Source organism: Actinopolymorpha sp. B9G3, assembly GCF_040120725.1.
In the GTDB taxonomy this organism is placed as follows: domain Bacteria; phylum Actinomycetota; class Actinomycetes; order Propionibacteriales; family Actinopolymorphaceae; genus Thermasporomyces.
Window position 1 is genome coordinate 25,099 of the sequence record NZ_JBEEAB010000037.1, and the last position, 9,113, is coordinate 34,211.

The 9,113-nt window shown below is 66.4% G+C and carries 9 protein-coding genes and 1 pseudogene; 4 read left to right on the forward strand and 6 right to left on the reverse strand.

Annotated features, from left to right (window positions below; translation table 11 throughout):
• Window positions 1-118: 118 nt before the first annotated feature.
• Complete coding sequence (locus ABNF93_RS33125; protein ID WP_349332218.1) at window positions 119-862, reverse strand: class I SAM-dependent methyltransferase; 744 nt, start codon at window positions 860-862, stop codon at window positions 119-121.
• Window positions 863-1,089: 227 nt separating this feature from the next.
• The gene (locus ABNF93_RS33130) at window positions 1,090-1,980 is read right to left on the reverse strand and encodes a dihydrodipicolinate synthase family protein (RefSeq protein WP_349332219.1); all 891 of its coding nucleotides are present in this window, start codon (window positions 1,978-1,980) and stop codon (window positions 1,090-1,092) included.
• Window positions 1,981-2,051: 71 nt separating this feature from the next.
• Here ABNF93_RS33130 and ABNF93_RS33135 point away from each other — a divergent pair, with 71 nt between their 5' ends.
• On the forward strand, window positions 2,052-2,951 hold the full coding sequence (locus tag ABNF93_RS33135; protein WP_349332220.1) for a LysR family transcriptional regulator: 900 nt from the start codon (window positions 2,052-2,054) through the stop codon (window positions 2,949-2,951).
• A gap of 1,245 nt (window positions 2,952-4,196) precedes the next feature.
• Here ABNF93_RS33135 and ABNF93_RS33140 read toward each other — a convergent pair.
• The 4 genes from ABNF93_RS33140 to ABNF93_RS33155 all read right to left on the reverse strand — a co-directional run bounded on the left by ABNF93_RS33140 (window position 4,197) and on the right by ABNF93_RS33155 (window position 7,604).
• Complete coding sequence (locus tag ABNF93_RS33140; RefSeq protein ID WP_349332225.1) at window positions 4,197-5,255, reverse strand: MASE1 domain-containing protein; 1,059 nt, start codon at window positions 5,253-5,255, stop codon at window positions 4,197-4,199.
• 89 nt (window positions 5,256-5,344) lie between these two features.
• The gene (locus tag ABNF93_RS33145) at window positions 5,345-6,097 is read right to left on the reverse strand and encodes an IclR family transcriptional regulator (protein ID WP_349332221.1); all 753 of its coding nucleotides are present in this window, start codon (window positions 6,095-6,097) and stop codon (window positions 5,345-5,347) included.
• Window positions 6,098-6,426: 329 nt separating this feature from the next.
• A complete protein-coding gene (locus ABNF93_RS33150; RefSeq protein ID WP_349332222.1) occupies window positions 6,427-6,636 on the reverse strand; it encodes an SDR family oxidoreductase in 210 nt (69 codons plus the stop codon).
• A 44-nt stretch (window positions 6,637-6,680) separates the two neighbouring features.
• Entirely contained in the window at window positions 6,681-7,604 is a 924-nt protein-coding gene (locus tag ABNF93_RS33155) for an RNA polymerase subunit sigma-70 (RefSeq protein ID WP_349332223.1), read from the reverse strand.
• Between the two features lie 136 nt (window positions 7,605-7,740).
• On the opposite strand from ABNF93_RS33155, the gene ABNF93_RS33160 reads away from it, so the two are divergent.
• The 3 genes and pseudogenes from ABNF93_RS33160 to ABNF93_RS33165 form a co-directional block, all read left to right on the forward strand.
• On the forward strand, window positions 7,741-8,463 hold the full coding sequence (locus tag ABNF93_RS33160; RefSeq protein ID WP_349332224.1) for a DUF899 family protein: 723 nt from the start codon (window positions 7,741-7,743) through the stop codon (window positions 8,461-8,463).
• A 260-nt stretch (window positions 8,464-8,723) separates the two neighbouring features.
• Window positions 8,724-8,858: pseudogene (locus tag ABNF93_RS35150) on the forward strand (maleylpyruvate isomerase N-terminal domain-containing protein); the annotation flags it as partial.
• 56 nt (window positions 8,859-8,914) lie between these two features.
• Window positions 8,915-9,113, forward strand: a 199-nt coding sequence (locus tag ABNF93_RS33165; RefSeq protein ID WP_349328127.1) for a helix-turn-helix domain-containing protein, incomplete at its 3' end; no start/stop codon positions are given.

The window sequence follows — 9,113 nt, forward strand, 5'->3', positions numbered from 1 at the left end:
GCCTGGGGTCCGTAACACCGTTCGTGTTACGAACCCGAACGGTTCCGGTTCGCGGGTGGTGGGATGGCGGCTCGTGCCTTATCAGCCTACGTTCGCCCGGTCGTTGCGCACAGTCGCACTAGGAAGCCTCGAGGACGAAGAACAGGAAGCACAGGAAGGACCCTGAGGGGGATGTCACGAGGTCGGGGAACGCCTCGCGGGCACCGGGTGCGGGAGGTGGTTCGCTCACGACGGCGATCCGGAAGCCGGCTGCGGTGAACTCGTTGGTTATTGCGTGCAGTGGTCGGTGCCAGTACGTCAGCACGGCGGCTTGGCCGTTGAAGGTGTACTCGTCGGACCACCGTTCGGTCGCGAAGTAGTCGCCTTCGGGCCTGATCAGACGGTAGACGAAGGGATGGTTGACGGCCACGATGAGTCGGCCGCCGGGTACGAGCACGCGTCGCAACTGGGCGAGTGGTGCCTTCCAGTCCTCGAGGTAGTGAAGGACCAGGCAGGCGACGGCATCGTCGAACGCGGCGTCGGGGAACGGCAGAGGATCGGCGCCCAGACCGCCCTGATGTAGGGCCGTGCCATCGCCGAGCCGCTGCCGGGCCAAGTCCAGCATCTTGGCGCTGGGCTCGAGGCCGGTCACGATGGCGCCGCGATCGCGCAGTGCCGCGAGCAGGGGGCCGGCTCCGCAGCCGACGTCAAGAATCCGCCGCCCGGCTACCTCTCCGGCCAGGTCCAGCATCGCCGGCCGGGTGTAGTAGCCGTTGATGAGGTTGGACTCGGTCTCGGCCGCGTACGCCTCGGCGAAGCTGTCGTAGTCGTTGACCACAGCCTGGCCGGCAAGCCGGGACGAGTGCTCAAGGTCAGAAGACATGCGGCCATCCTGGCAGGTCTGATCGCTTCGCCGTGCTCACAAACCTCGCCGTACAGCCATCCGTACAGCCAAAGCCGGTCGACGGAGACTGTCCGGGGCCGACGTGAAGCGACACGACGAGCAGGCCAGCGGCAGTTCCCGACGCTGGCCGACAGCAGTCTTGATCTTTGCACGGGTGTGCGCGCGGGGACGATCTACGCACCGTCAGGGCTCGACGCCTGGGGCAGTTAGCGTCGTGCGCCGACGATGGCGTGACCCTGGGTGTCAACCTGTTGCAATGCTGACTCTGCGGCATCGGGACCGGCGGCCAGGAGTGGTAGCCGCACCGCGGCGGTTGGGATGCGGCCCTGGGCGTGAAGGACCGCTTTGATCACGGTGGGATTGGGCTCGGCGAACATCGCACTGGAGATGGCGGCCAGGTGGTGACCAAGCGTTCGAGCACGGGCGGCGGTGCCGCCACGCCACGCGTCGACCAACTCGACGAATCGTGCCGTGGCCACGTGTGCAGAAGCCAGGACGCCGCCGTGTGCACCGAGTGCTAGCAGTGGTGAGATGAAGGCGTCGTCGCCGCCCAGCACCGCGAACTCGGCCGGCAGGTCCGCCAGAAGCTCAAGGGTGGCAGTGTCGATGCCGCCGACGGCGTACTTGATGCCAACCACACCGTCAAGGTCGGCCAGTCGCCTGATGGCATCTGCAGACAGGTTCTGCCCGGTCCGGTATGGGACGTGATAGACCACCAGCGGGACAGGGCTGACGGTGGCAAGAGCCGCGAAGTGCGCGACAACCCCGGCTTCACCGGGGCGCAGGAATGGCGGCACCACACTGAGCGCCGCGGTCACCCCAGGGCGGCAACACAGAACGTTCACGGCCTCGACTGTGCTGGCGCCGACCAGAAGGTGGGCCGAGCGCTCACGGCACGCCCGGGCGATCACGTCGACGACTCCGCGCTGCTCGGCAGCGTTCAACGATGTCGGTTCTGCCGTGGTACCTAGTGCCACGAGACCGGATGCACCGGCGGCCAGAGTCTCGTTCGCCAATGCCTCCAGCGCGGCGAAGTCGGCAGCACCAGTGGCATCGAATGGAGTGATCAATGGTACGTACACACCGGTCAACGTCATGGATCCAGCGTCCGGCACCCGGAGCGGTTAGGTCCAGTTCACGTTTCTACACGGAACCGTAAGCTGTCCTGATGCTCGACGTGCGCCGCCTACGACTACTGTGCGACCTCTCCCGCCTCGGCACGATCGCCGCCGTTGCGCAAGCACACAGCTACACGCCTTCAGCGGTTTCTCAACAGCTGTCTGTACTGGAACGAGAAGCCGGCGTACCACTACTGGAACGCACCGGTAGGAGCGTCACCTTCACCCCAGCCGGCCGAGTCCTCATCGAGCACGGTGAGACGGTCCTGGCCGCACTGGAGCAAACGACTGCCGCGCTAGCCGCCGCAGCCACCGACCTGTCCGGCCCGTTGCGCATCGGCGCGTTCCCGACCGCAGTCCGTACGCTCCTGCCGGCAGCGCTGGTCTGCCTGGGTGATCAACACCCTGGACTCGAGCTGATGGTCACAGAGCTGGATCCCGTGGACGTACCTGCCGCCCTGCGAGAGCGGCAACTCGACGTCGGTCTACTCCACGACTACGACGCCGTGCCGGCAGAACCAGAACCCGGATTGGATGCGGTGCCGCTGCTGGAGGAAACGGTGTTCCTGGCCGTCCCCAGCAGCGCGGCCACCACCGATGACACCGACGTACTACACGCCGTTCGGGACGCCAGTTGGATCATGGCTAGCCCCGGCACCCTCTGCCACACCGTGACACTGCAGGTGTGCCGCGCCGCCGGCTTCACGCCCCGGCCCCGTCACAACGCCGACGACTTCGCCACCGTGCTCGCCCTGGTCGCAGCCGACCAAGGAGTCTCGCTCGTACCCCAACTCGCCGCCGCCCAGCCACCCGCCGGAGTCCGACTCCACCCACTACCCACCCGCAGACGCACCCACATCGCCTACCGCAAAGGCGTCGCCGCCCACCCCGCCATAGGCGCGTTCGTATCCGCCATCCGCACCTCCACCAGCACCTACCTCAACCGGTGAACACCCTGATCGGCACACCTGTCGATCAAGGCTGAAGAGCCAGACACACAGCCGGAGTCGGTCACCGCCCGACCACGCACGCAACCGCCGGCGGGTGTCCGGTGAGGATCCCGCACCGGACGCGCCGGTACGAGGACGTGATTCTGTGCCTGGATAGGGTTCGTCCTCGTGGTCGACATCCCGATCGAGATTGAGCTCGGGGAGCCTGGCGAAGCGCTGCCCTTTGTCCGAGCCGAGGTGGGAGGCAGAACAGTCCGGGTACTCCTGGATTCGGGATCCGCTCGGACAACAGTGACGCCGCCAGATGACGCGATCCTTCACGCTCGCGAGCCCGAGGGTTCAGGGGTGTTCGGTGGACAAGGTGAGCGTCGCGTCTGGCGAACTTCGATCCGGCTGGGTGACCTCGATCTGGGAGCAATCGAGGTGGACACGCACTGCCCCGGCGAAGGACGCGACCACATCGGCCAAGACGTCTTGTCCCAATTTCGATGCGAGTACCGATTCGCCGACCACACGCTCCGCCTTGACGAGCGCGCAACGCCGGCAGAGACCTCTCCGATCTTCATCAGTGATGGTCGACACGTCTACCTTGACGTAGCCTGGCCAGCCGGCGTCACGGCCAGCGCCGTCCTCGACACGGGCGCTTCTGTCACGGTTGCCGACGCATCGTTCGTCCAGGCACACTCAGCACTCTTCACACCAGTGGGAGAGAGCCAGGGCATGGATGGCTCAGGTGCCGTACTCGAGACCCCGATGGCGAATATGAGCGGCCCGCGAGTCCTGGGACAGAGCTTCACCGCCTCTACCGTGGCTGTCGTTGACCTCAGCGCTGTCAACCAAACCATCCAACGTCCGATGGACCTTATCCTCGGCTGGCCAGTCCTGCACCAAGCCAACTGGCTCATCGACCATCCGAAGCGACTTGCGGGGCTCACGGCCTGAGCAGCATTGGCTGGTCGGCGGCCTCGCAGCACAGATCCCGGTTGAGGCCAAAAGCCTAGGATTCACGGGCGCGAGTACCCGGCCTCGTCTCAGAAGCCCATCGCCATCCGTACGCGGAAGGGACAGGGGTGAAGCCGAGGATCCACCACGCCCAAGGCCCGTCCACAATCCGAACTGTGGTCCCCATGCGGACGCGGCGTGTGCGGGGTTCATGCAGCTGTACATCCCGCTCCGCAAGCGTCTCGCGGTCCCGGGTCGTCGCCCGGGCCAAGCGGGACCGCCAGGTTCCAACGAGCTCAGGGGTTACTTCTCATCGCGGTCCAGGTCATGGTCTTTCACGACCTGCTTGAGTGTTGGTCTGTCTGCTCCGTCGATGTGGTCGATGACTTCGGTGAGCCGGGTGATGGTGCGGTCGACTTCGAAGCGGGACCGGTCGCGGTCGCGGATGATCACTGCCATGAGCAGGGCGGTGAGCACCAGGGCACCGTTATAGATCTGCAGGCTGGGCATCCGCATCAGCAGGTCCTGGCCGGCGAACGGTCCGCTTCCGCGGATGGCGGCGTCGATGGTCACGACCGACACGATCAACGCGCACGGAGCCGCACCGGTGAGTTGGAACCTCAGCGCAGCCCACACGATGATCGGGAACGCAAGGTATAGGGCGTCGTAATGGACTCCTAGGACAGCGACGACGGACGATGCCGTGAGCAGCGCCGTGTACTCGGCCCCTCGGCGCCAGCTGACCGAGCGCGGCAGGTGGAGCGTTCGGAGCGTGAGAAGCAGCGGTACCACCACGAGAACGCCCATGACGTCGCCGGTCCACCACACCAGCCAGGCCGACCAGAAACCACCGGCCGGGATCTCGCTGGCCACAAGTCGGATCACCGTGCCCAGGGTGGCGCTGACGAGCATCCCAGCAAAGGCACCGAGAAACACCAAGGCAAGGGCGTCTTTGAGCCTGTCCAGCTCAAGCCGGAACCCGGCCCGCCGCAACAGCAGATAGGCGCAGACCGGGGCAAGAGTGTCACCAGCGGCCGACATCAAGGCAGGGGCTGCCGGAAGGAGAGTCAGCTCGATCGGGATTGCTGCCAGCGTGATCCCCGGCCAGACCCGACCACCGAAAATGACGAGCGCTGCCAGGCTCACCCCGGTCGGCGGCCAGAACGGGCTGACGTTGCCGTTGATCGTGCCGGCTAGCAGACCCAGCCGCGCAGCCACGTACCAGGCTGCGGCGAGGGCGAGAATCTGGACGCACAGCCTCGCGGCGGGCTGGAGCCGATCACCGTTTGTCCATCGAAGACTGTGTATGCGCTGCCTGGTACCCGCCCCGTCCGTGGCGGGGATGCCCTGATGGGGAATGATGTCGTTCCGCTCCCGTGATTACCTGTGTGCGCGCCCGAGGTCGGTCTCCAGGACACCAGGGGCGGGCTGGCCTGCCAAGGCCGGTCTTTTCACATGCTGAGCGAGAACGTACGGGTCACCTGATCGGCGGCGGTGACCAGATGCTTCTCCGCCGCGGGAATCCGCCGGAGCCGGCCCGGGCGCAACGAAATACCCAGCGAACCCACCCGGGTGCCATCCGACACCGGGACGGCGGCGCATACGGTGCCGAGCAGGTACTCCTCCTGGTCCAGCATTACCCGACCCGAGGAGGCGAGCCGGCGCAGCAGCTCACCGGAGTGCGTAATGGTGCGGGGCGTGAGGTCGACGAGTGGATGACGGCTGAGGAAGTCACGCCGGCGCTGCTCGTCCAGCTGGGCCAGCACGGACTTGCCCAAGGCGGTGGCATGCGCTGCCTCGGCGAAATCGACCCACATGTCCACCCGCGGCGCCCGTGGCGTATCAACGATCTCGACCACCCGAATCTCACCATCCTCGTAAAAGGTGAGATAGGACGCGGCAGACAATTCGTCTCGCAGCTCCTGCATTACCGGCCGAACGCGGCGGCGCAGCGCCTGCCCACGCCCACGGCCGCACAGCGCTTCCACCGCGTCACCGAGCACGAACGCGCCCGTCTCCAGCTTGGCGACGTACCCCTCCCGAACGAGGGTGCGCAACAGATGGTAGGCCGTCGGGAGCGGCAGCCCCGTCTCCCGGGCCAGTTGCTTGGCCGGTGCACCACCCTCGTGCCGGCTCACCGCGTCCATCAGGCGCAGTGCACGCTGCACCGAGGTGATCAGCGTCGGCCCCCGCTCGGCGGCCATACCCCAGCCTAGGCACACCACCCCTGCGGCTCGACGGCGCGGCGCTGGCCGCAGGCATCAGGCACACCCTCACCGAAAGCATCGACCTGTCGCGCCGCATTGTTCGGTTGAGGATCCGCGGGTTCGAGCGGTGGTTGCAACACCCGGTGGGTGAGGGGGTGTTGTGGGTGCGGTTCTCTTTGCGGATGGTTCCGGAGGTGCATCAGCTGTTCTGGGTGGCGATGGCGCGGGGTGATTTCGTCACGGATGCGGCGGTTGCGGCTGGTACGTATCGGGTGCAGGGCCGCCGTTGGCGGCTGACTGCCCGCGCGGCCATGGTTGGCAGGTCCTCAGAATGCGCCGCCACCCACCGGGATGTTCTGACCGGTGACCCAGCGTCCCGGCTCGGATGCCAGGAATGCCACCACGTCCGCGATGTCAGCGGGCTCCCCAGCCGACCCAGCGGCGTGTCGGCGACGGCATCCGCGCGGACGTCCTCGCTGACGCCGTTCAGGAGCGTCCGTACGTCCCGCGCCCTGGCAAGACGCACTGGCCCACATCTACTGACCCTGACCGACCGCCAATCTGGCGGGTCTTTCGTCGTCTATGGCTCGAGGATGGTGGGCATACCGAACGCTTGGACGTGTCGGGCACCGATGAAGGCGTTGCTCTTCACGATCTTCCCGGTCTCGATCCGGAGTACGTCGACGACCATCGCCTCGTAGTGCGGGCTGCCAGGCCTGCGGAGATAGTTGATCAGTGCAGGCCGCCCGTTAGCCGAGGTGGGGAAGGTACGCCAGTCAAGCGGTCGGCTGAGGAACTCCGCTGCCGCGTCGATCCCGACGACCGGCGGATCGGGCGGCATGGTGATCCGTACGTCCTCAGCTAGCAGGGCCCGGAACGTCTCGGGGTCTTTCGCGTTGGCGTAGCGACGCAGGATCTCTTCGTCCTCGCTGGTGAGCGGCGGGCGGCGCCAGTGCTGCGGGTCTGACGGAGCATGCTGCCGCATGGTGTGGCGCGCCCGCTGCAGGAGGCTGTTGACGGCCGCTACGGCGGTGTGGAGTGCCGCGGCGATCTCCTGCGGTGTCCAGCCGTAGACCTCGCGCAGCACGAAGGCCGCCCGCTGCCGCGCAGGCAGGTACATGAGCGCTGCAATCAGGGCCAGCTCGACGGTCTCCCGAGCGGCGAGACCGGTCTGCGGGTCGTTGTCTGCTAGGAGGGCGTCGGGATAGGGCCCGAGTTCGGTGGACCACTCCAGTAGGTCACCAGACGGTATCGTCCGGTGGCCGGCTGCTTTGCGGCTGTCGAGAAAGACGTTCGTGGCGATCCTGTAGAACCAGGTGCGCGCCGACGCCCGCCCTTCGAAACGGCTGCGGGCCCGCCAGGCGCACAGGAAGGTCTCCTGCACCAGGTCGTCCGCGTCGGCGACGTTCCCTGCCAGGCGGTAGCAGTGCACGTGTAGCTCCCGCCGGTGCTCGTCGAAGGCGCGCTGCAGCCAAATCGCCTGCTCTTGGTGCAAGTCGGACATGTGATCTTCCCTGGCCTGAGTCGTCGTCACGACCGTACTGACGACCACCAACCCCATCAGTCATCGGTGACCGATGACGATCGCCGCCTTTGCTCGTCCATACCGTGACCGACCCGACTCCACGAAGGAGACAGCCATGACCACAACCTCCGCGCACCACCCCGCCGCGCCCCCGGTGGTCGACCGGGAGACCTGGCTGCGCGAGCGCGACAAGCTGCTGGACCGGGAGAAGGCACATACCCGAGAGGGTGATGCGATCGCTGCCGCTCGCCGGCAGCTGCCGATGACCCTGGTACCGCCGGTGACAGTGCAGGGTCCCGCCGGCGACACCCCGCTGGTGGAGGTGTTCGAGGGCCGCCGGATGCTCATCGCCTACTTCCACATGTGGCATGACGGCAAACCGTTCGAAGATCAGTGTGAGGGATGCACTTTCTCGACCTGTCACATGCAGACGCTGGACTACCTCCACGCCCGGGACGTCACCTACGCCGTGTTCTGCGAAGGCTCCTACGAAGACAGCGCCCCGTTCGCGGAGTTCATGGGCTACCCGTTCCCCTGGTACTCGGCCAGAGACTCCGACCCCCCTCTGGCGGACGGTCGCGGATTCGGGTTCATCGCCTGCTACCTGCGCGACGGCGATCAGGCATACGAGACGTACTGGACCACCGATCGCGGCACAGAGGCATTGATGACCAGCTACCACGCCCTGGACCTCACCGTGTACGGCCGGCAGGAGACCTGGGAGAACTCACCCGAAGGCTGGCTGCGGATACCCGATGGCCAGAGCCCGTGGCGTCTCAACGGCCGCCCCATCGCGCAATGGACCCGCCCGGGCGTCGAGCCGCCGGTGACGCCCTGAGGCTGGCGTACGTTTGCGGAACGTAAACCGTCGATACCTGGGGCGCCCACGACGACGACAATGCGGGGTGCCCGCAAGGGATCCGCTTACGAGACAGGTGTTTCGAGTTCGCCGCCGCCGTTTGAGCACTGTCTGATCGTTCGGTCGAGGATCCTCATGCGAACATTGCCCGCCCCCAACCTGCCCGACCTTCCTTCAGTCCGTCGACTGGGCCCGCCCCAGCGGGGTGGCGCGCCGCGTGTCGCCGAAAGCGTTTCAGGATGAAGCCCGCCACCGACATCGATGCATGCCGCACAAGCCATCGAGCCCTGCTCGCAGCATTGGCGCCACTGACTGACGACGACTTCCGTTCGCCGAGTTTGCTGCCTGGGTACTCACGTGGGCACGTCGTGACCCACCTAGTACGGCGTGGCGTTAATGATTGGACGGTTGTTCCTGGGAGGATGCTGGTATGGCTCATCCTCCTGCTGCGGCGTTGGTGTTGCATGACGGTGATCGGGACGTTCTTGGTTCGTGGGTGCGGTCGCATTCGGTGCCGGCGGGGTTGGCTCGGCGGGCTCGGATTGTGCTGCTGGCTGCGGACGGGGTGTCGAATACCGAGATCGCTGAGCTGGTTGGGGTGAGCAGGCAGACGGTGATCTCGCGGCGGG